The sequence below is a fragment of the Aeromonas sp. XH genome (genome assembly GCF_033348475.1).
GTDB lineage: Bacteria > Pseudomonadota > Gammaproteobacteria > Enterobacterales > Aeromonadaceae > Aeromonas > Aeromonas sanarellii.
The window spans coordinates 1,957,725-1,980,930 of the sequence record NZ_CP137630.1; the positions used below are offsets into that span (position 1 = coordinate 1,957,725).

At 66.2% G+C, this 23,206-nt stretch carries 18 protein-coding genes; 9 read left to right on the top strand and 9 right to left on the bottom strand.

Translation table 11 applies throughout. The features are described 5' to 3' along the window. Window positions 1-11: 11 nt before the first annotated feature. Window positions 12-1,505, bottom strand: a complete 1,494-nt coding sequence (locus R2B70_RS09170; protein WP_318163215.1) for an alanine/glycine:cation symporter family protein — start codon at window positions 1,503-1,505, stop codon at window positions 12-14. 308 nt (window positions 1,506-1,813) lie between these two features. Between R2B70_RS09170 and R2B70_RS09175 the strand changes: the two genes are divergently transcribed. Together R2B70_RS09175 and R2B70_RS09180 are read left to right on the top strand one after the other, a co-directional pair. Then, the gene (locus tag R2B70_RS09175) at window positions 1,814-2,245 is read left to right on the top strand and encodes a GNAT family N-acetyltransferase (protein ID WP_318163216.1); all 432 of its coding nucleotides are present in this window, start codon (window positions 1,814-1,816) and stop codon (window positions 2,243-2,245) included. An 18-nt stretch (window positions 2,246-2,263) separates the two neighbouring features. Beyond that, window positions 2,264-3,073: a zinc-dependent peptidase gene (locus R2B70_RS09180; protein ID WP_042077840.1), complete on the top strand. Its 810-nt coding sequence runs from the start codon at window positions 2,264-2,266 to the stop codon at window positions 3,071-3,073. A 90-nt stretch (window positions 3,074-3,163) separates the two neighbouring features. On the opposite strand, the gene R2B70_RS09185 is transcribed toward R2B70_RS09180, so the two are convergent. From R2B70_RS09185 to R2B70_RS09220, 8 genes are all read right to left on the bottom strand, one after another. Then, window positions 3,164-3,760 (bottom strand): acetate uptake transporter, encoded by a 597-nt coding sequence (locus R2B70_RS09185; protein ID WP_042077841.1) that lies wholly within the window; start codon window positions 3,758-3,760, stop codon window positions 3,164-3,166. Between the two features lie 576 nt (window positions 3,761-4,336). Then, window positions 4,337-7,225, bottom strand: a complete 2,889-nt coding sequence (locus R2B70_RS09190; protein ID WP_318163217.1) for a DUF748 domain-containing protein — start codon at window positions 7,223-7,225, stop codon at window positions 4,337-4,339. 216 nt (window positions 7,226-7,441) lie between these two features. Continuing rightward, window positions 7,442-7,870 carry a MerR family transcriptional regulator gene (locus tag R2B70_RS09195; protein ID WP_245195859.1) on the bottom strand — a complete coding sequence of 143 codons (429 nt, stop codon included), beginning with the start codon at window positions 7,868-7,870 and terminating at the stop codon, window positions 7,442-7,444. Continuing rightward, the gene (locus tag R2B70_RS09200) at window positions 7,860-8,822 is read right to left on the bottom strand and encodes a hydroxymethylglutaryl-CoA lyase (RefSeq protein ID WP_318163218.1); all 963 of its coding nucleotides are present in this window, start codon (window positions 8,820-8,822) and stop codon (window positions 7,860-7,862) included. The genes R2B70_RS09195 and R2B70_RS09200 overlap by 11 nt, the downstream gene beginning before the upstream one ends. Next, entirely contained in the window at window positions 8,819-10,783 is a 1,965-nt protein-coding gene (locus R2B70_RS09205; RefSeq protein ID WP_318163219.1) for an acetyl/propionyl/methylcrotonyl-CoA carboxylase subunit alpha, read from the bottom strand. The genes R2B70_RS09200 and R2B70_RS09205 overlap by 4 nt, the downstream gene beginning before the upstream one ends. Further along, on the bottom strand, window positions 10,780-11,634 hold the full coding sequence (locus R2B70_RS09210; protein ID WP_216990173.1) for an enoyl-CoA hydratase-related protein: 855 nt from the start codon (window positions 11,632-11,634) through the stop codon (window positions 10,780-10,782). Before R2B70_RS09210 ends, R2B70_RS09205 begins: the two co-directional genes overlap by 4 nt. Window positions 11,635-11,644: 10 nt before the next feature. Beyond that, a complete protein-coding gene (locus R2B70_RS09215) occupies window positions 11,645-13,273 on the bottom strand; it encodes a carboxyl transferase domain-containing protein (RefSeq protein ID WP_318163220.1) in 1,629 nt (542 codons plus the stop codon). A gap of 55 nt (window positions 13,274-13,328) precedes the next feature. Next, a complete protein-coding gene (locus R2B70_RS09220) occupies window positions 13,329-14,477 on the bottom strand; it encodes an isovaleryl-CoA dehydrogenase (protein ID WP_318163221.1) in 1,149 nt (382 codons plus the stop codon). Between the two features lie 284 nt (window positions 14,478-14,761). On the opposite strand from R2B70_RS09220, the gene R2B70_RS09225 reads away from it, so the two are divergent. The 7 genes from R2B70_RS09225 to arcD all read left to right on the top strand — a co-directional run bounded on the left by R2B70_RS09225 (window position 14,762) and on the right by arcD (window position 23,170). Then, window positions 14,762-16,273 (top strand): CoA-acylating methylmalonate-semialdehyde dehydrogenase, encoded by a 1,512-nt coding sequence (locus tag R2B70_RS09225; protein ID WP_318163222.1) that lies wholly within the window; start codon window positions 14,762-14,764, stop codon window positions 16,271-16,273. Between the two features lie 93 nt (window positions 16,274-16,366). Then, window positions 16,367-17,524: an acyl-CoA dehydrogenase family protein gene (locus R2B70_RS09230; RefSeq protein ID WP_318163223.1), complete on the top strand. Its 1,158-nt coding sequence runs from the start codon at window positions 16,367-16,369 to the stop codon at window positions 17,522-17,524. Window positions 17,525-17,666: 142 nt separating this feature from the next. Continuing rightward, window positions 17,667-18,464 carry an enoyl-CoA hydratase gene (locus tag R2B70_RS09235; protein WP_042078249.1) on the top strand — a complete coding sequence of 266 codons (798 nt, stop codon included), beginning with the start codon at window positions 17,667-17,669 and terminating at the stop codon, window positions 18,462-18,464. After that, on the top strand, window positions 18,457-19,581 hold the full coding sequence (locus tag R2B70_RS09240; protein ID WP_318163224.1) for an enoyl-CoA hydratase/isomerase family protein: 1,125 nt from the start codon (window positions 18,457-18,459) through the stop codon (window positions 19,579-19,581). The genes R2B70_RS09235 and R2B70_RS09240 overlap by 8 nt, the downstream gene beginning before the upstream one ends. Before the next feature lie 27 nt (window positions 19,582-19,608). After that, the gene (gene mmsB, locus R2B70_RS09245; RefSeq protein ID WP_318163225.1) at window positions 19,609-20,529 is read left to right on the top strand and encodes a 3-hydroxyisobutyrate dehydrogenase; all 921 of its coding nucleotides are present in this window, start codon (window positions 19,609-19,611) and stop codon (window positions 20,527-20,529) included. A gap of 71 nt (window positions 20,530-20,600) precedes the next feature. Next, window positions 20,601-21,359, top strand: coding sequence for an SDR family oxidoreductase (locus R2B70_RS09250; RefSeq protein WP_318163226.1), 759 nt, complete (start codon window positions 20,601-20,603; stop codon window positions 21,357-21,359). Between the two features lie 374 nt (window positions 21,360-21,733). Further along, entirely contained in the window at window positions 21,734-23,170 is a 1,437-nt protein-coding gene (gene arcD / locus R2B70_RS09255) for an arginine-ornithine antiporter (RefSeq protein WP_042078253.1), read from the top strand. The last annotated feature ends 36 nt before the right edge of the window (window positions 23,171-23,206 follow it).

Consider the following 23,206-nt stretch of genomic DNA (forward strand, 5'->3'; position numbering starts at 1 on the left):
GGATCACAGGATCAGGTGGGTTCGCGATCCGGCTCGAACGGGTGGCCGGATTGCTCCTGCTCCAGGTTCTGCTCCGAGCGGCGGCCGGTCCAGTAGTCGGCGTTCTTGATGCCGAGTTTCTCCGGATGGAACACGGGATCCAGCCCCAGGGCCTTCTGGGCCTCGTAGTCCTTCAGGCAGGCGAAGGCGGGCTTTTGCAGCAGCAGGATGGCGCCGATGTTGAGCCAGGCCATCAGACCGACCCCGATGTCACCCAGACCCCAGGCCAGCTCGGCGGTCTTGACGGTGCCGTAGACGGTGGAGGCCATCAGGGCCAGCTTCAGCAGGAAGGTGAGCCAGGGGCGGTTGATCTTGCGGTTGATGTAGGCGATGTTGGTCTCGGCGATGTAGTAGTAGGCCACTATGGTGGTGAACGCGAAGAAGAACAGCGCGATGGCGACGAAGTAGTTGCCAAAGCCCGGCATCATGCTCTCCATGGCGGTCTGCACATAGCCCGGGCCGGCGGCCACGCCGGCGATGCCGGTGTAGAGGGCGGCACCGTCCGGACCCTGCACGTTGTACAGGCCGGTGATGAGCAGCATGAAGCCGGTGGCGGAGCAGACGAACAGGGTGTCGATGTAGACGGAGAACGCCTGCACCAGACCCTGCTTGGCCGGGTGGCTCACCGCGGCGGCGGAGGAGGCGTGCGGACCCGTGCCCTGGGCGGCTTCGTTGGAGTAGACGCCGCGCTTGACGCCCCACATGATGGCCAGGCCCAGAATGGCACCGAAGCCGGCTTCCATCCCGAAGGCGCTCTTCCAGATCAGCAGGATCACGCCCGGCAGCTGGCCGATGTTCAGGGCGATGATGACGCAGGCGACGATGATGTAGCCGAGCGCCATGAAGGGCACCACTGTGCTGGCGAAGTTGGCGATGCGCTTGACGCCGCCGAAGATGATGAAGCCGAGCAGCAGGGCGAGACCGGCGGCGGTCACGTTGGGATCGATGGAAAAGGCGGTCTGCAGGCTGGAGCCGATGGAGTTCGCCTGTACGCCCGGCAGCAGCACGCCGCAGGCGAAGATGGTGGCGATGGCGAAGGTCCAGGCGTACCACTTCATGCCGAGCCCCTTCTCGATGTAGAAGGCCGGGCCGCCGCGGTATTCACCGTTGATCTTCTCCTTGTAGACCTGGCCCAGGGTGGACTCCACGAAGGCGGAGCTGGCACCGAGGAAGGCGACCATCCACATCCAGAACAGGGCACCCGGACCGCCGAAGGTGATGGCGGTGGCGACACCGGCGATGTTGCCGGTACCGACGCGACCGGCCAGGGTCATGGCCAGGGCCTGGAAGGAGGAGACCCCCGCATCCGTGCTCTTGCCATCGAACATCAGGCGAATCATCTCCTTGATGTGGCGCAGTTGCAAAAAGCGGCTGCGCAGGGAGAAGTAGAGGCCTACCCCCAGGCACAGATAGATGAGCGCTGGGCTCCAAATCACGCCATTGATGGCATTGACGATCTCATTCATGTACAACAACTCCTTTGTTGCGCTGTCTTGGCGAGGTCTGTGCCTCGCTCCCTTAACATTGAAATAGACGGTGACCAAGGGGGTCACTCAGCATTGGGCAGGACTTTCCACTGCTTGGTCCGCGGGATTTAACATATCGGTTTGTACAGGCCCTTCCTAGTGAAATGTGTTGTCACTTTGTTAATTTGTGAATTGACATTAACAAACGATGAATGGAACTGGACAAGATTCGGTACTTACCCATCATCTACACCTTTTTCATGTCTGGGGCCAAGGGGCATAATGCAAATAGGAGGCCATGAGTGGCAATGACGGAACAGGAGTGCACCATTCGCCCTGCCGAACGGGGGGATGGGGCCGCGTTGTCGGGACTGTTTGCCCAGCTGGGCTACCCGAACCCTGATGGCGAGGTGGCCGCGCGCCTGGCCGAGCCCGATCCGGCCCGGGAGGTGCTGGTGGCATGTCACCGGGGTGGCATGGTGGGTGTGCTGGTGTGGCACCGCCTGCACCCCGTGCACCTTGCACCAGCCTGGGGCCTGATCTCGGCGCTGGTTGTCGATGAGGGTGCAAGGGGAGGCGGTATCGGTGCCCGGCTGCTGGCGGCGGCCGAACGGCGGGCCCGTGATCTGGGGTGCTGCCAGATGGAGCTCTCCAGCAGCCTCAAGCGCGAGGGGGCACACCGTTTCTATCTGGCGCAAGGCTATTGCGAGCGCCCGAGGCGCTTCGTGAAAGCTGTCTGATTGGCAAGAGGAGTCCCTGTGTTCTGGTCCAGGTTGAAAGAGGTGTTTGGGCGTGCCTCCCCCATCGAGCGTGCGCTCCCGGGGGAGCTGGAGTGGCGGCAGGCCCTGGCGGCCGTGCCCATCCTGCAGGGCTTCTCCGGCGAGGAGGAGCAGACTCTGATTGAATTGGCGCGCCACTTCCTTGCGCGCAAGACGCTCACCCAGATAGGGGTCGAGCTGAGCCCCCGGCAGCAGGGTGTGCTGGCCCTGCAGGCGGTGCTGCCCATCCTGCACCTGGGGTTGGAGTGGTATCGCGGTTTTCACGAGGTGATCATCATCCCGGAGCCCGTCACCCGCCGGCAGGAGGTGCAGGACGAGTTCGGTCTGGTGAGCGAGGTTGAAGAGGAGAACGCCGGTGAATCCTGGCCCCAGGGCCCCCTGGTGCTGGCCTGGAGCGAGCTGCAGCAGGACGGGGACTGGGATGGCTTCAACCTGGTGATCCACGAGCTCGCCCACAAGCTCGACATGCTGGGGGGGGCGGCGGACGGAGCGCCGCCGCTGCCGGGCGGCATGGATCCGCGCCAATGGACCCGGGCGCTGCAAAGCGCATTCGACGAGATGAACGACCAGCTGGCCAGGGGGGAGGTGACCGAGATCGATCCCTATGCGGCTTCGCACCCCGCCGAGTTCTTCGCGGTGTGCAGCGAAAGCTTCTTCACCGAGCCGCTGCGCCTGCGCGACGTCTATCCGGCGGTGTATGAGCAGTTCTGCCGTTTCTACGGCCAGGAGCCTGCCACGCGCTTCCCGGCCACCCGGCTGCTGGCGGGGGAGGCTGAGCCTCGCGGCTAGTTGGGAGATCCCCTGGCATGGCCAAACCCGCAAAAACGAAAAGGCACCCCGCGGGGTGCCTTTTTCGTGACAGCAATGACAGCGGCAGACTTAGGCCGCGGCTTTCAGCTGGACGGCGGCGGCCTTCTTGTGATCGCCGATGGGCAGCACGGTACGGCCGAACTGCTCGTTCAGCACGGTAGCCATGGCCAGGTAGATGGCGCTGGCACCGCAGATGATGCCTTCGAAACCGGCGATGGTGCCGATCAGGGTGCTGCCGGTGAAGTCACGGGCGGCCAGCAGGAAGAACAGCACGGTCAGGGAGGCGAACACGAACTGCTTCACGCGCGGGAAGTTGACGGTGCCGATCAGCATGAACAGGGTGAACATGCCCCACATCAGCAGGTACCAGCCCATGTAGGCGTGGGGAGTGGCTTCGGCCAGACCCATGGTCGGCATCACCAGCAGGAACACCAGGCTCCACCAGAAGGTACCGTAGGAGATGAAGGCGGTGACGCCGAAGGTGTTGCCACGCTTGAACTCCATGATGCCGGCGATGATCTGGGCCAGACCGCCATAGCACAGGCCCATGGCCAGGATCATGGCGCTGATGGGGAAGAAACCTGCGTTATGGATGTTCAGCAGAATGGTGGTCATACCGAAACCCATCAGACCCAGAGGGGCAGGGTTGGCCAATTTTTCGCTCACGTGGTGTTCTCCAACAATAGAGGTGGGGGTTGATAAAAGACGCGCGATTTTAGGCAGGCTCTTGGTCCCGGGCAAGGGGGGGAAGGGCTGAAACGGTAAAAAAATGACACGAAATTTTACGCAGCCAACCATTCGTGCGATTCAGGTAGGCAACACGTGAATGAATAACGTTTTCTTCGTTGCATTTTTGTGTTTTTGACGTCGAAAATGAAACTGGGTAACGAATGGGGCAGTGACCCCGCTGGCAGCGAACGGGTGCTGCGGGACTTGGGTGCAAGCAGGGTTTGGTACAAAAAAACATCTGATATGCCATCAGACAAGAGATGTTTACCACCATTTCTCTCACCTCGACTCCCAGACAGCCGGCATGCCCTTTTCTGTCGGCCACTCGGAGGCGGACGGGAAAACCCTTGCGAGGGGGTTAAGGGAGGGGAAAGGCTGAACAGCGGCTGTGGGGAAGGGGCGTGGCCGCCAGTAAAGAAAGGGAGTGGCGCCAAGCGGCGAACGGGCGGGGCGTAACCAAGGCTAACGTGCCCGACCACAAAAAGGGGAGCCACTGTGGCTCCCCTTTTTGGGTCAGTCGTCCAGGGTCAGCACGACCTTGGCCTCCTTGTCCGTCTCCTTCACCTGGCTGTCGAGCACGAAGAGGCGCTCCGGCGCTATGCCCTGGGTGTCCACCAGATACTCCTTGGTGTTCTGGGCGCGGCGCATGGCGAGGTTGCGCAGGGACTTGGCGGTGATGAACTGCTGATCCCGCAGCAGGAGCACCGCCCGGGCGTGCAGGGCCTCGCTCCCTTCCTCGAGCTGCAACCTGTCGGCCAGATCCCCGAGGTCTTCGTTGAACTTGGCCTCATAGGCCTGGGCCAGTGCCGACTGCATGGCGGGATCCTGCTCCAGCTGCGTCAGGTCCACCGGGCTGCCGGTGATCTTGGCCAGCGCCCGCTCGAGCTTCTGGCGCTGCAGTATGGGCCGCTCATCGTTGAAGTTGACCTTGCCGCGGATGTTCATGCTGAGCCTGGGCCTGTCTTTCAGGGCCTTGGCCAGGGTGGCGAGCTTGGTCTGCTGGGTCGGGGTCAGGGCGGGATCGCCGGGCAGGAAGGGGAGTTCGTCGAGATCCTGGGTGCCGCCCGTCAGGGAGGCCAGCAGGGAGAAGGGGGAGGTGATGGCCTTGCCGAGGGTGTTGCCGAGCACGTCCCAGAAGATGTTGCCCAGGCTGAAATCCGGCTGATCCAGGTTGCCCTTCACCTTGAGGTTCATCTTGATGACGCCGCTGGCATCGCTCAGCAACGCGATGGCGAGGCCCAGGGGCAGATCCCTGGCCTGCTCGCTCTTCACCTTCTCCCCGAGTTGCAGCTTCTTGATGGTGATGTCGTTGTCCCCCTCCAGCCGGTTGCCCTGCAGCTTGTAGTTGAGCCTCATGGAGAGCTGGCCCTTGTCGATGGCGTAGCCCGCATAGGTGCTGGAGTAGGGGGTGAAGGTGGTGAGCTCCAGGTTGTTGAAGGCCACGGCTACGTCGAGCACGGGATCGGCGATGAGCAGGTTGGCGCCCCCCCGGATGGTGACGGGGGCGTACCTGTCCACCTTGCCGTGGAAGGTGAGCTCGGAGCGCTGTCCCGGCGTGTTGCTGATGTGGCGGCTCTGACCCTCGAGGGAGGCGATGTCCACCACGAACTCCGGGCTCAGGCTGCGATCGGCGAAGCGCAGGTTGCCCTGCTCGGTGCGCACCTGATCGATGAGGATGCGTGGGGCTGGGGCGCTCTCCTGGCCGGCCGGTTGCGGCAGCAGCAACTGCTGCACGTTGGTGATCCCCTCTTCGCTGATCTCGATGCGGGCGAAGGGCTTGCTCAGCAGGATGTCGGCAATCGTCACCCGCTGGCTGAGGCCGTCGTAGTGCAGGCCGCTCAGCAGCAGCTTGTCTATCTGCAGCAGGCGCTGGTTGTCGGCCCGATCCAGCACGTTGAGCCCGGCGATGTCGAGCCCGCCGCTGACCTCCAGCTTGCTCAGTGCCCCCTTGTCATCGGTGGCCAGCGCCAGCTTGATGCGGCTGGCGAGCTCGCCTTCCCGCACGCTGATGCGCAGCAGATCCTGCAGGTAGGGTTGTGCCAGGGTGAGCGGCAGCCCCTGCTGCTTGAGGGTGCCGTCCAGGGTGAAGGGGGCCAGCCCCAGGGTGCCGTCAAAGTCCAGCGTCGTGTGGTTGTCGAAAGTGGTGCCGAGGGTGAGGGGGCTGCCCTGGCCTGGCTGGCTGCCGAGGGGGCCCAGGGCCAGCGTGAGGCCGGAGAGCTCCCGCAGCAGGGGCTTGCCGCTGCTGGACTCGGTGAGCTTGAGCCGGCCCTGGTCGATGCGGGTCTGCTTGAGGGCCCAGCGCCAGGGGGCGGCTGGCTTGGCCGGTGGCTTGACCGTCTTGGGGGCCGGCTGGGGAATGATGAGGCCAGCGAGATCCAGCTGCTGCTTGTCGTCGAGCACCGCGTTGACCGCCGGGCTCTTGAGGGTGACGGCATCGACGGCGAGGGAGTGCTTGTTGCCATCGACCCGGATCCCGGTCAGCGCCAGTTGCTTGAAGCGGGCAAACTCGCCGCCCTTCTCCTGCTTGAGCTGCCAGTCATCGAGGGTCAGCCTGCCCTTGGAGAGCTGCCACCCCAGCGCCTGCTTGCCCGGGGCGAGGCGATAGTCCAGCTCGGCGCTGGCCTCTCCCTTGGTCAGTCTGGCCCTGACGTAGGGCGCCCAGAGCGGGGCAAAGGGGGCGATCGCCACCTTGCCTAGGCTGAGTCGGCCCTTGCCGGCGCCGGTCAGGAGGTCGAGCTCGCCTTCGGCCTTGAGGGGGCTCCTCTCGTTGAGGGTGGCCCTGAGTCGATAGGGGGTGAGGGCGCCCGCGGCGCTGGAGAAACCGGGCACCTGCAGACCGAGGTCGGCAAGGGCGAGGGGGGGCACCCAGCCCGGACTGCTCTGCTTGCGGCTGTCCCGGTAGCTGAGCCGACCCTGTTCAACCGACAGCTTGCCGATGCGTACCGGCAGGGGCTCGGTGGCGGATGGCGGCGTCTGCACCTGCGAAGGCGTGAGCAGGGAGGCCAGGGCCTCGGTCAGGTTGAAGCGCACCTCCCCCTTGAGATCGTCCAGGCGCACCAGATCTGCCCTGGGGGCGGTCAGGGTGACCTCCTCCAGTACCAGTGCCCTTTGCCGCCAGCTCTCTTTCAGGGCGGGAATGACCTTCAGCTCGTCGAACGACACCAGGGTCTTTTGTTGCTCATCGAGCAGGGCGCTGGGGCCCAGGGTGAGGGAGGGTGAGCGCAGCCCTACCTTTATTTCTCCCAGGGTGAGGTGCAGACCGTAGTGGGTGGCGAGCCAGCCGGGCAGGTGACGCTGGATCAGGCTGGGGGCTTGCCAGAGCAGCAGGGTGAGGCAGACGAGCAGACCGGCGCAGAGATAGAAGGCATAGCGCAACAGACGAGCAGGGAGGGGCTTGAGCATGATGGTCTCCATTTGATGCGCATATGGTAGCAAGTAATCGAGAGGGGATCATGGCAGGGGTTCATGGGTTGCGCCGTACTCTGACCGGGATGGCACAAATGTTGAGCACCATGTTGAGCAAGGGGCACAGAGCCACTCCTGCCGGGGCTGTCGGCCTGTACCTGGGGCGCATCTGTGGCATGGGGGACTCCGGGGGCGATATGCCCCCAGATTCGGTCAATCCGCGTCGGTTTTCAAGCCATCGAGGGAGTGGATGCAGCGCTGCTCGGCGGCATCGAGCTCGGCCATCACCATCTGGATGTCTTCCAGTTGCTGGCGCAGGGAGTGGCGCCTCGCCTCGATGAGCTGGATCATGGAGTGCAGCTGCATCCGGCTCGAGCGGTCGGTGTCGTACATGTCGAACAGCTCGCGGATCTCCGCGAGGCTGAACCCCAGCCGCTTGCCCCGCAGGGTGAGCTTGAGGCGGATCCTGTCCTTGTGGCTGTAGATGCGGGTCTGCCCCTCCCGGGCCGGGGTGATCAGCCCCTCGTCCTCGTAGTAGCGGATGGTGCGCGGGGTGATGTCGAACTCCTGGGCGAGCTCCGAGATGCTGTAGGTTCTCTCCTTGCCGCCGAAGCCGCCGGTCCTCATGACGTTATCCGGCATGGTGATCTCCTTGCGTTGTCTCAGCAGCAGGGTGGCGGGCCCTGGCGTGCAGGGCCTGGCCGACCCGGGAGCCGTTGGGGCGACCGAGCTGCTCGCTCACCCACTGGCCGGTGGCCGCCAGCGCCTCCAGGTTCACCCCGGTGTGCATGCCAAGGCCGTGCAGCAGATAGACCACCTCCTCCGAGGCGACGTTGCCCGAGGCGCCGGGTGCATAAGGGCAGCCACCTAGCCCGGCCACCGAGCAGTCTATGGTGCGGATGCCGCGCTCGAGCGCCGGCAGCAGGTTGGCCAGCCCCTGGCCATAGGTGTCGTGGAAGTGCACCGCGAGGCGCCCGGCCGGCACCTCGTGCAGCACGGCGTCCAGCATGGGGACGACGGTGCCCGGGGTCCCGACGCCTATGGTGTCGCCAAGGGAGATCTCGTGACAGCCGAGATCCAGCAGGCGCTCGGCCAGGGCGGCGACCCGCTTGGGCTTGGTCGGTCCCTCATAGGGGCAGGCGATGACGGTGGAAAGATAGCCTCTCACCTTGATGCCGAGGCGGCGTGCCTCCGCCACCAGAGGGGCGAAACGCACCAGGGACTCCTCCACGCCGATGCCGATGTTGGCCCGGGTAAAGCCGTCCGAGCAGGCGGTGAAGAGGCCGATCTCGTCGACCCTGGCCTGGATGGCCCCCTGCAGGCCCTGCAGGTTGGGCACCAGGGCGCCGTAACGGGTGGCGCCCTTGCGCGGCAACGCCTCGAGCAGGGCGGCGGAGTCCGCCATCTGGGGCACCCGTTTCGGGGAGACGAAGGCCCCCACCTCGATGCGCTGCAGGCCACATGCCACGAGGCGTTCGACGAAGACCTGCCGCTGGGCCAGCGACAGCATGCGAGCCTCGTTTTGCAGGCCGTCCCTCGGCCCCATCTCCACCAGGCTGACCCGATCGACGGGAGCGCGGATCTCCTTGTTCATGGCGCCTCTCCCTGCTCGTCTGTCTCGTCATGATCGGTGGCGAAGTGCACCAGCAGGGTGCCCTGGCTCACCTGATCCCCCTGGCGACAGGGCAGGGCGGCGACAACCCCGTCCTTGTCCGCTTTCAGGACGTGCTCCATCTTCATGGCTTCCAGCACCAGCAGGGGCTGGCCCCGGGTGACGGCCTGCCCGGCCTCGACCAGGATCGCCACTATGATGCCGTGCATGGGGGCAACGGCGCCCCTGGGGTGGTCGTGATCATGGTGCGGCCTGTGCTGCTGATCGTCTTCGTCAACGCGCAGGCGCCGGCCATCCAGCTGCAGCACGAAGGCCCCGTCGGCCAGCTCGGTGACGGGGCAGCGTAGCCAGCCATCGCCTCGTCGCAGGCGGATGTGATCCTGACCGAGGGCATAGTGGATGCTCTCCCCCTGCCACTCGATGCGGCCGGGCAGGGCGCGCAGGGTCAGCACCCTGGCCTCGTCGCCGATGCGCACCGCCGCCGTCAGGCTGCCGGCCTGCCCCAGTCGAAAGCCGGGGGCCTGCTGCCAGGGGGAGGGACCGGGGCGACTGGCGAGCCAGAGGGTGGCCAGGGGCCAGGCGAGCGCCGGGATGGTCAGGGGGGCGGTGGGGATGGGCCACTGGGTGTGGTGGCCCATCTGCAGCACCTCGGGATCCTCGCACAGGCGCAGCAGGAGCGGGCCATTGTGCACCAGGGGGCCCAGTGCCAGTGCCGCCAGGGCGTCCGCCAGCCTGGCGAAGGCCTGGGCCCTGTCATCGCCGTGGGCGACGAGCTTGGCGATCATGGGGTCGTAATAGGGGCTCACCGCATCACCGGCGGCCACTCCGGTATCGATGCGTACCCCTTTGGGCCAATTGAGCCACTGGATGGGGCCGCTGGCGGGCAGGAAGCCGGCGGCGACGTCCTCGGCGTAGAGGCGCGCCTCCACCGCGTGGCCGCGCAGCACTATCTCCTCCTGGGTCAGGGGCAGCGGCCTGCCTTCGGCCACCGCCAGCTGCCAGGCCACCAGATCCTGGCCGGTGACGGCCTCGGTGACCGGGTGCTCCACCTGCAGCCGGGTGTTCATCTCCATGAAGAAGAACTCATCCTTGCACAGCAGGAACTCGATGGTACCAGCTCCCCGATAGTCGATGGCCCGGGCGGCGGCCACGGCCGCCTCGCCCATGGCGCGGCGCAGGGGTGGTGGGATGTCGGGGGCGGGGGCCTCCTCGATCACCTTCTGGTGGCGGCGCTGCAGGGAGCAGTCCCTGTCCCCCAGGTAGAGGGCGTTGCCGAGGGTATCGGCGAAGACCTGCACCTCCACGTGGCGGGCGCGGGGCAGGTAGCGCTCCAGCAGCACCCTGTCGTCGCCAAAGGCCGCTAGGGCCTCGCGCCTGACCGCCGCCAGGGCGGCGTCGAACTCGCCCAGCTGATCGACCCGGCGCATCCCCTTGCCGCCGCCGCCACTGGCGGCCTTGATCAGGAGCGGAAAGCCCACCAGGGTCGCCTGATCACGCAAGACTGCCGGTCGTTGATCCGCACCGTGATAGCCGGGCAGCACGGGCACGCCGGCCGCCTCCATCAGCGCCTTGGCGCCGGACTTGTCCCCCATGGCGAGGATGGCGGCGCCGCTTGGGCCGACAAAACGCAGGCCGCGTTGTTCGCAGGCGGTGGCGAAGTCGCTGTTCTCCGACAAGAAGCCGTAGCCCGGGTGCACGGCGTCGGCGCCCGTCTCCCTGGCGATGGAGAGCACCTTGCCGGCATCGAGGTAGCTCTCCCGTGCGGGGGCTGGCCCCAGGTGCCAGGCCTCGTCCGCTTCCCGCACGTGCATGGCGTTGGCGTCCGCGTCCGAATAGAGGGCGATGGTGTGAATGCCAAGGCGCCTGGCGGTCTTGATGATGCGCACGGCGATTTCGCCTCGGTTGGCGATAAGCAGGCGCTTGATGGGATGGTATTGGGTCATGCTTCGTCCTTGAAACGGGGGCGCCAGGTGGGGGGGCGCTTGTCGAAGAAGGCCTGGATCCCCTCCTGGGCCTCGAGTCCAACCCGCACCCGGGCGATGGTCTCGACGGTTTTCTCTTCGTGTTGACGGCCGGGGTGATCCTCGATGGCGGCCAGCAGCCGCTTGGTCTCCTTCATCGCCTCTGGACCGTTGCGACACAGGCGCAGGGCCAGCAGGCGCCCTTCGGCCAGCAACTGGGCCGGTTTGCTGAGTCGGTGCGCCACATTGAGCCGGCAGGCGGTGATGGCATCGAAGGGTTCGGCGCTCAGCATGTAGCGGCGGGCCTGGCGCATGCCCATGGCGCGCACCACATAGGGGCTGATCACCGCGGGGACCAGGCCAAGGCTCACCTCCGAGAGGCAGAAGCGGGCATCCTCGCTGGCCAGCACGATGTCGCAGGCGCAGATAAGTCCCAAGGCCCCGCCGTAGGCGGCGCCCTGAACCAGGGCCAGGGTGGGGAAGGGGAGCTCATCCAGAGCCTGCATCAGGTGTGCCAGCACCCTGGCGTCTTCCCGGTTCCGGTCGAAGGCGCCGGGGGAGGCATCCCCTCCGGCCATCTTGCGCATCCAGTTGAGATCGGCGCCGGCACAGAAGTGGGGGCCCTCGGCCCGCAGCAGCAGCACATGGGGGCGTTCGGCCAGGGGCTGGCCGTGGCAGTGGGCCAGATCCCCCAGGCACTCGAGCAGCCCCTGCATCAGGTCGGCGTCGAGGGCGTTGTGGCGTTCGGGGCGCGCGAGCACCAGCTCGATCAGGGGGCCATGGCGCTCCAGCCGAAAACCTGCCAGGGGGTCATTGCAGATAGGGTCAGACATGTCGAACTCCTTACATCCGGAAGATGCCGTACTGCTCGGGGCTGGTTGTTGAGTCTGACAGGGCCCCCTGGCAGGTGGCCAGCGCCAGGGCCAGCACGGTGCGGCTCTGGGCCGGATCGATGACGCCGTCGTCCCACAGCCTGGCGCTGGCGTAATAGGGGTGACCCTGCTGCTCATACTGCGCTATCACGGGGGCGCGGATGGCGCCTGCCTCCTGCTCGCTCAAGGCCTTGCCCTCGGCGGCCAGCCTGTCACGGCGCACCTGCACCAGCACGCCGGCCGCCTGCTCGCCCCCCATCACCGAGATGCGGCTGTTGGGCCAGCTGAAGAGAAAATCGGGTTCATAGGCGCGCCCGCACATGCCGTAGTTGCCGGCGCCGAAGCTGCCGCCGACGATCAGGGTGATCTTGGGTACCCGGCTGCAGGCCACGGCGGTGACCAGCTTGGCGCCGTGCTTGGCGATGCCCTCTTGTTCCGCCTGGCTGCCCACCATAAAGCCGGTGATGTTCTGCAGGAACAGCAGGGGAATCGCGCGTTTATTGCAGAGCTGGATGAAGTGGGCGCCCTTCTGGGCGCTGTCGCTGTGCAGCACCCCGTTGTTGGCGAGGATCCCCACTTGCATGCCTTGGATCCGGGCAAAGCCGGTGACGAGGGTGGTGCCGAACAGCGCCTTGAATTCGTCGAGTTCAGAGCCATCCACCAGACGGGCGATCAGCTCCCGGGCGTCATAGGGGCGCTTGAGACTGGTGCCCACCAGGCCATAGAGCTCCTCGATGGGGTAGAGCGGTTCGTCATGGGCGGCGCTGGATTGGGCGGGTGACTCTCCCGGATTGTTGGCCCCCAGGTTGCTCACCAGGGTGCGGGCAATCGCCAGGGCATGGGCATCGTCTTGCGCCAGGTGATCCGCCACCCCGGAGTGGGCGCAGTGCACCAGGGCGCCGCCCAGGGCCTCGGCGCTGATCTCCTCGCCGGTGGCGGCCTTCACCAGCGGCGGGCCCGCCAGGAAGATGGTGGCCTGGTCCTTGACCATGATGGACTCGTCCGCCATGGCGGGCACATAGGCGCCACCGGCGGTACAGAGTCCCATCACCACCGCGAGCTGGGGGATGCCCTTGGCCGACATGCGCGCCTGGTTGTAGAAGATGCGGCCGAAGTGGTCCCGATCGGGGAACACCTCGTCCTGCATGGGCAGGAAGGCGCCACCGGAATCCACCAGATAGAGGCAGGGGAGGCGCAGCCGCTCGGCGATGGCCTGGGCGCGCAGATGCTTCTTCACTGTGAGGGGGTAGTAGGTGCCGCCCTTCACGGTGGCGTCGTTCACCACCAGCATGCAGAGCCGGCCAGAGACCCGGCCTATGCCGGTGAGGATGCCAGCGGCGGGCACCGGCTCGTCATAGACCTGCCAGGCGGCCAGGGCCGAGAGCTCGAGGAAGGGGGAGCCCGGGTCCAGCAACCGGTCGATGCGCTCCCTGGGGAGCAGCTTGCCCCGGGCCTGGTGGCGGGCGTTGTTGGCGGCGCCGCCCCCCTGGGCTATCTCCTCCAGCCGGGCATGGAGATCCTCGATCAGCCCCTGCATGGCGGATCTGTTGGCGAGGTAGTCGGGGCTGGCCGTGTCGAGACGGGAGTGGATGCGGCTCATCTGCCTTCTCCCCTGGGAGCGTCGTTGCCGATGGTGGTGGACGGGGCGACATGCTTCATGCGTGTTCCCCCATCAGTTCGCGGCCGATGAGCCAGCGGCGGATCTCCGAGGTGCCGGCGCCGATCTCGTACAGCTTGGCGTCCCGCAGCAGCCGGCCTGTGGGATAGTCGTTGATATAGCCGTTGCCCCCCAGCAACTGGATGGCGTCCAGGGCCATCTGAGTGGCGTTTTCGGCGGCAAACAGGATGGCGGCGGCGCAATCCTTGCGGCTGGTATGCCCCTTGTCGCAGGCCGAGGCCACCGAATAGACCAGGGCCCGGCTGCTGGCGAGACGGGTATACATGTCGGCGAGCTTGCCCTGCACCAGCTGGAACTCGCCGATAGCCTGACCGAACTGCTTGCGCTCGCGCACATAGGGCAGCACCACGTCCATGCAGGCCTGCATGATGCCGAGCGGCCCGGCCGCCAGCACCACCCGCTCGTAGTCGAGGCCGCTCATCAGCACCCGGACGCCGCCGTGCAGGGGGCCGAGGAGATTCTCCTTGGGCACCTTGCACGCCTCGAACACCAGCTCGCAGGTGCTGGAGCCGCGCATGCCGAGCTTGTCGAGCTTCTGGGCCGTGGTAAAGCCCGGCGTCCCTTTCTCCACGATGAAGGCGGAAATGCCCCTGGGACCGGCGGCGGGATCCGTCTTGGCATAGATGACGAAGGTGTCCGCATCGGGCCCGTTGGTGATCCACATCTTGTTGCCGCTCAGCAGGAAGTGATCGCCCCTCTCTTCTGCGCTCAGGCGCATGGCGACCACGTCGGAGCCGGCCCCCGGCTCGCTCATGGCCAGCGCCCCCACGTGTTTACCGCTGACCAGATCAGGTAGGTAGCGGGCCTTCTGATCAGGGGTGCCGTGACGGTGGATCTGGTTGATGCAGAGGTTGGAGTGGGCGCCGTAGGAGAGACCGACCGAGGCGCTGGCGCGGCTCACCTGCTCCATGACCAGCACATGGGCGAGGTAACCCAGGTCCACCCCGTCATAGGCCTCTGCCACCGTGATGCCGTGCAGCCCCAGCTCACCCATCTGCGGCCAGAGATCCCGGGGGAAGGCGTTGCTCCTGTCTATCTCCTCGGCGCGCGGCGCGATGATTTTCTGGCAGAAGGCCTCGACCTGTTCGGTCAGGGCCTGGAGGGTGTCGTCCATCAGGGCATGCATCCGTGCTCTCCTTTTCCTGGGGTTCCGTTCTGTGGGACCGAGTGCGGTGGGCTCACCCAGGCGGGTTGGCACCGTTGGCACTGGTCAGTCCATTCATGAATTAAGTTTACGTTAGCGTAAACGTAAATGAGTTGTTAGTCTAAGGTAAATTCGTTGCCTGCCGACTGCAAGGGGATCCCTTCGGGTGGGCAAACGCAAGGAGCGAACAGGATGAACAGCATGTGCATGGGGGAGGCGGGTCCGTCGCGAGCCGCTATTTCCTGTCAACCAGAGGAGGGGGCGGCATGAGCCAACACCATACCCAGTACGGGGATCTGCCGCTCCATATCGGCGGCGAGGCCTACCCGTCGGCGAGCGAGCAGTGGATCGAGGTGACCAACCCGGCGGATCAGAGCCTGCTGGCGCGGGTACCGAAAGCCACCCAAGGAGAGATCGCACTCGCGGTGCGCACCGCCCACGACGCCTACCTGCAGTGGCGGGAGGTGCCGGCCTCGGAGCGGGCCCGGGTGATGTTCAACTACCAGCATCTCTTGAAGGTGCATCACGACGAGCTGGCGACCCTGCTGGCCCGGGAGACGGGCAAGAATCTGGCGGACGCCAAGGGGGATGTGTGGCGCGGTATCGAGGTGGTGGAGCAGGCCTGTGCCATCGCGAGCCAGACCCTGGGGGAGACCATGGGCAACGTGGCACGCCGGGTGGACGGCCACTCCTGGGTGCAGCCGCTCGGGGTGTGCGTGGGCATCACGCCGTTCAATTTCCCGGCCATGATCCCGCTCTGGATGTTCCCGCTGGCGGTGGCCTGCGGCAATGGCTTCGTGCTCAAGCCCTCGGAGCAGGACCCGCTCACCCCCATGCGCCTGGCACAGCTGTTCGCCGAGGCAGGGGCGCCAGCGGGCATTCTGTCGGTGGTGCACGGCGGCGCCGAGCAGGTGGATGCGCTGCTGGCCCATCCCGACGTCAAGGCGGTGAGCTTCGTGGGGTCGGCCCGGGTGGGCGCCCACGTCTATCGCACCGCCACGTCGCAGCTCAAGCGGGCCCAGTGCTTCGTCGGCGCCAAGAACCACATGGTGATCATGCCGGATGCCAACAAGGGGCAGGTGCTCGGCAACCTGGTGGGGGCCGGGGTGGGCGCCGCCGGCCAGCGCTGCATGGCCATCAGCGTGGCGGTGTTCGTGGGGAGCGCCAGGGAGTGGATCCCCGAGCTCGCCGCCGAGTTTGCCAGGGTGAAACCCGGCGTCTGGCACGATCCAGAGGCGGCCTACGGTCCCCTTATCAGCCCCGAGGCCAAAGTCAGGGTGGAAGGTCTTATCGAGGCGGGGATCGCCGAGGGGGCCGAGTGCCTGCTGGACGGCCGCTTCTGCGACGTGCCCGGCTACCCTGTGGGCAACTGGGTGGGGCCCACCCTGTTTCGCGGCGTGACGCCCGAGATGCGCATCTATAAAGAGGAGATCTTCGGGCCCGTGCTGGTCTGCCTCGAGGTGGAGAGCCTGGACGAGGCGCTTGCCCTCATCAACGCCAACCCCTACGGCAACGGCACCTCCCTCTTCACCGGCTGCGGCGCCGCGGCCCGCAAGTTTCGCCACGAGGTGGCGGTGGGCCAGGTGGGGATCAACGTGCCGATCCCGGTGCCGCTGCCGTTCTTCTCCTTCACCGGCTGGCGCGGCTCCTTCTACGGGGATCTGCACGCCTATGGCAAGCAGGCGGTGCGTTTCTACACCGAGACCAAGACGGTGACGGAGCGCTGGTTCGACGAGGACATACCGGGCGGGCCCAATATGACCATCCATTTGCGTTGAGGGATGGGCCTAAGGCACTCCCGCCGGGACAGCCACGACCGGCCACCTGCCTTGAGTGGCCCGAACGATTGAGATAACGAGGAAGCGAACAAGATGGATTTTACCCTGACCGAATCCCAACGAGCCTGTGTCGAGTCGGCCGGCGCCTTCGCCGATCTGGCGCTCAAACCCCACGCCGCGCGCTGGGACAGGGAGCACGAGTTCCCCATCCCCACCATCAAGCAGGCGGCGGCGCTGGGGCTGTGCGGCCTCTACACCCCGGAACAATACGACGGCCTGGGCCTGAGCCGCCTCGATGCCAGCCTGATCTTCGAACGCCTCGCCATGGGCTGCACCTCCACCACGGCCTATCTCACCATCCACAACATGGTGAGCTGGATGCTGGGCAGCTGGCTGCCTCCTGAGGTGGCCGAGGAGTGGGTGCCGAGGCTCGCCAGCGGCGAGCTGCTCGGCTCCTACTGCCTCACCGAGCCGGGGGCCGGGTCGGATGCGGCGGCCCTCAAGACTCGCGCCGTGCGGGACGGCGATGACTACCTCATCGACGGCAGCAAGGTGTTTATCTCCGGGGCCGGCAGCACCCAGGTGCTGGTGGTGATGGCCCGCACCGGCGGCGAGGGAGCCAAGGGGATTTCTGCCTTTATGGTGCCCGCCGATACGCCCGGGGTGAGCTATGGCAAGGCGGAGGAGAAGATGGGCTGGAACAGCCAGCCGACCCGGGAGGTGAATTTCAGCGCCGTGCGCATCCCCGCCCGCTACCGGCTGGGGGAGGAGGGGGAAGGCTTCAGGTTCGCCATGCAGGCGCTCGATGGCGGGCGCATCAATATCGCGAGCTGTTCCCTCGGCACCGCCCAGCAGGCGCTGGACGACGCCCTGGCCCATGTGCGCCAGCGCCAGCAATTTGGGCGTCCGATCAGCGAATTCCAGAGCGTGCAGTTCCGCCTCGCCGACATGGCCACCGAGCTCGCCGCCGCCCGCCTGCTGGTGCGCCAGGCCGCCGCCAAGCTCGACGGAGGCAGCCCGGACAAGAGCGCCTGGTGCGCCATGGCCAAGCGCTTTGCCACCGACGTGGGCCACCGCATCTGCGACGACGCCCTGCAACTCTTTGGCGGCTATGGTTATATCCGCGAGTACCCCCTGGAGCGCTACCTGCGCGACACCCGGGTGCACCGCATCCTGGAGGGGACGAACGAGGTGATGCGGCTCATCATCGCCCGCCGTCTGCTGGCCGACCCCGGCCTGTCGCTGGAGTGATGGGGCTCTTTGGGGCCCCCCTGGCCAGTAGCGGCGAGGCCCGTTGTCAGCCCCATTCGCCGTCTGGCTGTGTGAGCCAGCCGAGAGTCGGCGCCATTCAACCCTGCCATCATGGGCAGGTTTCCATGACAAGGACGATGCAATGACAAGGATCAGGCTCGAATACCACGGTCACGTGGCCTACATCACCCTCGATCACCCGCCCGCCAACACCTGGACCCTCGCCAGCCTGCAGGCCTTCCTGCAGATGATGGTGGAGCTCGACAGCCGCCCCGACGTGGTGGCCCTGGTGATCCGCGGCGCCGGGGAGAAGTTCTTCTGCGCCGGCGCCGATCTCAAGATGTTCGCCGACGGCAACCTGGAGCACGCCCGCGAGGTGGCCGAGGCGTTCGGCCGCGCCTTCGAGGCCCTGGCCCGTTTCCATGGGGTCAGCATCGCCGCCATCAACGGCTACGCCATGGGGGGCGGGCTGGAGGTGGCGCTGGCCTGCGACATCCGCATCGCCGAGCAGCAGGCCAAGCTGGGCTTGCCGGAGGCCTCGGTGGGGCTCTTGCCCTGCGCCGGCGGCACCCAGCGACTCACCGAGCTGGTGGGGCCGGGCTGGGCCAAGCGGATGATCCTGTGCGGCGAGAAGGTGAGCGCCACCCTGGCCTACGAGATGGGGCTGGTGGAGGAGGTCGTGACCCAGGGACACGCCTGGACGGCGGCGCAGCAGATGGCGCAATTGGTTGAGCGCCAGAGCCCGAGCGCCCTGCGCGCCTGCAAGACGCTTATCAACCAGGGCCGCAGCACCCATAGAGACGCGGCCCTGCCGCGCGAGCGCAGCCTCTTCCTCGAGTTGTTTGCGGATCCCAACCAGCGCGAGGGGGTGGCGGCCTTCCTCGAGAAGCGCGCCCCGCGCTGGCGATATGACAAGCCCGATGGAGCGACGAATGAATAGACCCGTACGCGTAGAAACCTGTCCCACCGCCGATGGCCACAAGCTGGGCGTGCTGACCCTGGACAGCCCCGCCTCCCTCAATGCCCTGAGCCTGCCGATGATCCAGATCCTGCAGGAGGCGCTCACCGCCTGGGAGCAGGACTCGTCCATCGTCTGCGTGCTGTTGCAGGGGACGGGGGAGAAGGCGTTCTGCGCCGGTGGCGACATCCGCTCCTTTTATTACCGCAAGCAGGAGGCGAGCGAGTCGGAACTGTTTGGCTATGCCCGCGACTTCTTCGAGCAGGAATACCGGCTCGATCACCATATCCACCGCTACACCAAGCCGCTCATCTGCGTGGCGGACGGCATCTGCATGGGGGGAGGCATCGGCCTCTTTGCCGGCGCCGCGTTCCGGATCGTAACCGAGCGGAGCCTGTTCGCCATGCCGGAGGTGACCATAGGCCTCTACCCGGACGTGGGGGCCAGCTGGTTCCTGAGCCGGATGCCGGGTCGGCTCGGGCTCTGGCTCGGCCTCACCGGCGCCCGCTTCAACGGGGCGGATGCCATCGGCCTCGGGCTTGCGGATCACGCCATGGCGAGCCCTGAGCGCGCCGAGCTGCTGCCCCGCCTGGCCGCCCTCGACTGGTCTTCCTGTGCGGATGAATGCCAGGATCCCCGCGAGCAGTTGGATCGACTGTTCAGGGGGCTGCACAGGGAGGTGACGGCGCGGCTGCCTGCGCCGGTGATCCTGCCCCATCAGGTTCGCATCGATGGCCTGCTGGCGGGCCGCAGCCTGGAAGGGGTGTTGGCCCGGTTGTTTAAGGCCAGCTTCGAGGATGCAGAGGCCGGCCTGGCCCAGGCAAGGGAGATCTGCCAGAGCGGCAGCCCCATCAGCCGCGCCATCCTCTGGCGCCAGTACTGGCAGGCGCGCCGCCAGTCCCTGGCCGAGGTGTTTGCCGACGAACTGGCGCTCTCGGTCAACTGCGTGCTCAGGGGGGATTTCGTGGAAGGGGTGCGGGCCCTGCTCATCGACAAGGACAAGTCCCCCCGTTGGCAGACGCTGCAGCCCGGCACCGGGTGGCTCGACGAATTCTATCGCTGGCCACAAGGGGACAACCCTCTGCGCCCCGGCTGCTGATGCGGGATCACACACAAGGAGCACACCATGACAAGGATGGGATTTATCGGGCTCGGCAACATGGGGGGGCCCATGGCCGCCAACCTGGCCCGGGCGGGACACGCCGTGCAGGTCTTCGATCTGGTGCCGGAGAGCCTCGCCAGGGCGATCGAGGCCGGCTGCATCGCCGCCGGGGATGCCCGCGAGGCGGTGAGCGGCTGCGAGGTGGTGATCAGCATGCTGCCGGCCGGCGAGCACGTGCGCGGGCTCTGGCTCGGCGAGAGTGCCGGTGAGCGGGGGGGTCAGGACCTGCTGGCGGCCCTGCCTGCGGGGGCCCTGGTGATCGACTGCTCCACCATAGACGTGGCCTCGGCCCGCCGGGTGGGGGAAGTGGCGACCTCGCGCGGCATCCGCTTTATCGATGCCCCCGTCTCGGGGGGCGTGGCGGGCGCCACGGCGGGCACTTTGACCTTTATCGTCGGCGGTGAACAGGCCGATTTTGAGGCGGCCAGATCCGTGCTCGCCTGCATGGGGCAGAACCTGTTCCACGCCGGGGCGCTCGGGGCGGGCCAGATCGCCAAGATGTGCAACAACATGCTGCTCGCCATCCACATGGCGGGCACCGCGGAGGCGCTGGCGCTCGGGGTCAAAGAGGGGCTGGATCCCGCCGTGCTCTCCACCATCATGGGCAAGAGCTCGGGCAACAACTGGAGCCTGGAACGCTACAACCCCTGGCCCGGGGTGATGGAAAACACCCCGGCGTCCCGTGGGTATGCAGGGGGCTTTATGACCCGGCTGATGGTGAAAGATCTGGGGCTCGCCATGGCGCTCGCCGAGCATGCCCACAGCGCCGTGCCCATGGGGGCCCTGGCCCGAAACCTCTTCAACCTGCACGCGAGTCAGGGGCAGGAGAACAAGGATTTCTCCAGCATCCTCGAGCTCTATCGGGACAAGACAGAGCCGGGTTAAGGGCCGCTATCTACCTTTTTACCCGATAGTCTTTGACTCGACAGTCACCGGCCATCTCACCAGGAGCATTTATGGATATCAAACAGAAAGTCATCGCCATCACCGGGGCCGGAAGGGGCCTGGGTCGCGCCATCGCCCTGAGCCTGGCAGAGCAGGGGGCCGTGCTTGCGCTCATGGATGTCAACCGCGCCGACCTGGAGGTGACCGAGGCCGAGGTGCACAGCCGTGACGGCCGCTGCGCCCTCTTCGTCTGCAATGTGGCGAGCGAGCCGGAGGTGGAGGCGGCCTTCGCCGCCATCGACGAGCAGTTCGGTGCCCTGCACGGCCTCGTGAACTGCGCCGGCATCCTGCGCGACGGCATGCTCATCAAGGTGAAGGAGGGGGAGCTGGTGGAGAAGATGAGCCTGGCCCAGTGGCAGGCGGTCATCGACGTCAACCTCACCGGCACCTTCCTGTGTGGCCGGGAGGGGGCGGCGCTGATGGCGCGAGGGGGGCAGGGCGTCATCATCAACATCTCCTCCATCGCTCGCGCCGGCAACATCGGCCAGAGCAACTATGCCGCCAGCAAGGCGGGGGTGGCCTCGCTGGTGGTGACCTGGGGGCGGGAGCTGGCCCGCCACGGCATCCGGGTGATGGGCATAGCCCCCGGGGTCTTTGCCACCGACATGACGGCGGCCATGAAACCCGAAGCCATGGCCCGGATGCAGCAGGCCATCCCGGTGGGGCACCTGGGGGAAGCGGCCCAGCTGGCCCAGACGGTGCAGTTCATCCTCGCCAACGACTATCTGTCGGGGCGGATGATCGAGATAGATGGCGGGCTGAGGCTCTAGCCCCACTTCCCCTTGACTCCACGCCCCGACTCCCGGGGCGTTTTCATGGGCGCGCCGGCGCGCCCGGCAGGCGATCCCGGGGGATGCATAGCCATGCAGGTCTGGTCCCGAAAACACCGGGTGACATCATGAAAAAACGTGAAAGATCAACGGGTCTCTCTTAATTTGAACCAGCTCACAGGCCCCCCGGGTCAGTGCTGTAAAATTGCGCGCGGTCAAGGTGGCTCATGATTGACGGCAGGAGGGATTGCGGTCGGAATAGTCATGCAATATAGTTGCCGCCTTTTTCACGGGGTATGGATTTTTCGCCCCTCCCATGTCGCGCGCTGTATGAATACGGATGCTCAGCCGCCGCCTAAGAAAACAGGTTTGAGATGGACAAGAAACTAGGGCTGGGCGCCCTCATTTCGCTGGTGATCGGCTCCATGGTCGGCGCCGGGGTCTTCAGTCTGCCACAAAACATCGCGGCGCACGCCAGCGCCGGGGCCGTCGCCCTGGGATGGGCGATCACGGGGATCGGCATGATCTGCCTCGCCCTGGTGTACCAGAACCTCTCCATGCGTCGTCCGGATCTCGATGGCGGCATCTTCAGCTACGCCAAGGCGGGGTTCGGCGATTTCGTCGGTTTCAACGCGGCCTGGGGCTACTGGCTCTGCCAGCTGCTGGCCAACGTCTCCTATGCCATCGTGGTGTTCAGTGCCCTGAGCTACTTCTTCGACACGCCGGACAAGGTCATCTTCGGTGACGGCAACACCCCGGTCGCCATCACGCTCGCCTCCCTGCTCATCTGGTCGGTGCATGCCCTGGTGCTGCGCGGCATCCAGGTGGCGGCCCTGGTGAACATAGTCACCACCATCGCCAAGATGGTGCCCCTCATCGTCTTCTGCGTCGCCATCCTGCTCGCCTTCAACATGGAGACCTTCACCCTGGATCTCTGGGGGCAGGGGAGTCCCGAGCTCGGCTCCGTGATGGATCAGGTGAAGTCCACCATGAAGGTGACGCTCTGGGTCTTCATCGGCATCGAGGGGGCCGTGGTGGTCTCCGCCCGGGCCCGCCATCGCAAGGACGTGGGCCGTGCCACCGTGCTGGCCCTGCTTGGCGCCCTGGCGCTCTACGTCATGGTGACCCTGTTCTCCCTCGGGGTCATGAACCAGCCGCAGCTGGCGGCGCTCAAGAACCCCTCCACCGCCATGATCCTGGAGGCCGTGGTCGGCCCCTGGGGCGCCTGGCTCATCAACATCGGCCTGGTGATCTCGGTGATGGGGGCCCTGCTGAGCTGGACAGTGCTGGCGGCGGAAGTGCCCTACATCGCCGGCAAGACCGGTGTCTTCCCGGCCTGGTTCGCCAGGGAGAACAAGAACGGCTCGCCCCAGGTGTCGCTCTGGTGCTCCACCTGCCTGGTGCAGATCTTCCTCATCATCATCTACTTCCAGAGCAGCACCTATCTGGCGCTGGTGAACATCGCCACCTCGGCGGCCCTGGTGCCCTACGTCTTCTCCGGTGCCTACGGCCTCAAGCTGGCGCTCTCGGGGCAGACCTACGAGCACCAGCCTCACCAGCGCAAGCGTGACCTGCTGCTGGCCCTGGTAGCCACCGTCTACGGTTGCTGGCTGGTCTATGCCGCCGGGGTGGAGTACCTCTTGTTGGTGGCGCTGCTCTACAGCCCGGGCATCTTCATCTACTGGAAGGCGCGCCAGCACCATGGCCTGCGCAGCCTCAACCGGCTGGAGCAGGGGATGACGGCGGCCCTGCTCGGTTGCGCCGTGCTGGCCTTCTACAAGGTGATGGACGGTACCATTCCCCTGCATTAATCGGCACAATAAAGAGATGGCCTGGCGCCATCTCTT

Bases quoted from the DNA above. Each gene is read 5' to 3' on its own strand.
- R2B70_RS09215 (WP_318163220.1), bottom strand. From the start codon at position 13,273: ATGAGCCGCATCCACTCCCGTCTCGACACGGCCAGCCCCGACTACCTC.
- R2B70_RS09250 (WP_318163226.1), top strand. From the start codon at position 20,601: ATGGATATCAAACAGAAAGTCATCGCCATCACCGGGGCCGGAAGGGGC.
- R2B70_RS09235 (WP_042078249.1), top strand. From the start codon at position 17,667: ATGACAAGGATCAGGCTCGAATACCACGGTCACGTGGCCTACATCACC.
- R2B70_RS09195 (WP_245195859.1), bottom strand. From the start codon at position 7,870: ATGCCGGATAACGTCATGAGGACCGGCGGCTTCGGCGGCAAGGAGAGA.
- R2B70_RS09170 (WP_318163215.1), bottom strand. From the start codon at position 1,505: ATGAATGAGATCGTCAATGCCATCAATGGCGTGATTTGGAGCCCAGCG.
- R2B70_RS09205 (WP_318163219.1), bottom strand. From the start codon at position 10,783: ATGACCCAATACCATCCCATCAAGCGCCTGCTTATCGCCAACCGAGGC.
- R2B70_RS09190 (WP_318163217.1), bottom strand. From the start codon at position 7,225: ATGCTCAAGCCCCTCCCTGCTCGTCTGTTGCGCTATGCCTTCTATCTC.
- mmsB (WP_318163225.1), top strand. From the start codon at position 19,609: ATGACAAGGATGGGATTTATCGGGCTCGGCAACATGGGGGGGCCCATG.
- R2B70_RS09230 (WP_318163223.1), top strand. From the start codon at position 16,367: ATGGATTTTACCCTGACCGAATCCCAACGAGCCTGTGTCGAGTCGGCC.
- arcD (WP_042078253.1), top strand. From the start codon at position 21,734: ATGGACAAGAAACTAGGGCTGGGCGCCCTCATTTCGCTGGTGATCGGC.
- R2B70_RS09220 (WP_318163221.1), bottom strand. From the start codon at position 14,477: ATGCATGCCCTGATGGACGACACCCTCCAGGCCCTGACCGAACAGGTC.
- R2B70_RS09175 (WP_318163216.1), top strand. From the start codon at position 1,814: ATGACGGAACAGGAGTGCACCATTCGCCCTGCCGAACGGGGGGATGGG.
- R2B70_RS09225 (WP_318163222.1), top strand. From the start codon at position 14,762: ATGAGCCAACACCATACCCAGTACGGGGATCTGCCGCTCCATATCGGC.
- R2B70_RS09240 (WP_318163224.1), top strand. From the start codon at position 18,457: ATGAATAGACCCGTACGCGTAGAAACCTGTCCCACCGCCGATGGCCAC.
- R2B70_RS09200 (WP_318163218.1), bottom strand. From the start codon at position 8,822: ATGAACAAGGAGATCCGCGCTCCCGTCGATCGGGTCAGCCTGGTGGAG.
- R2B70_RS09210 (WP_216990173.1), bottom strand. From the start codon at position 11,634: ATGTCTGACCCTATCTGCAATGACCCCCTGGCAGGTTTTCGGCTGGAG.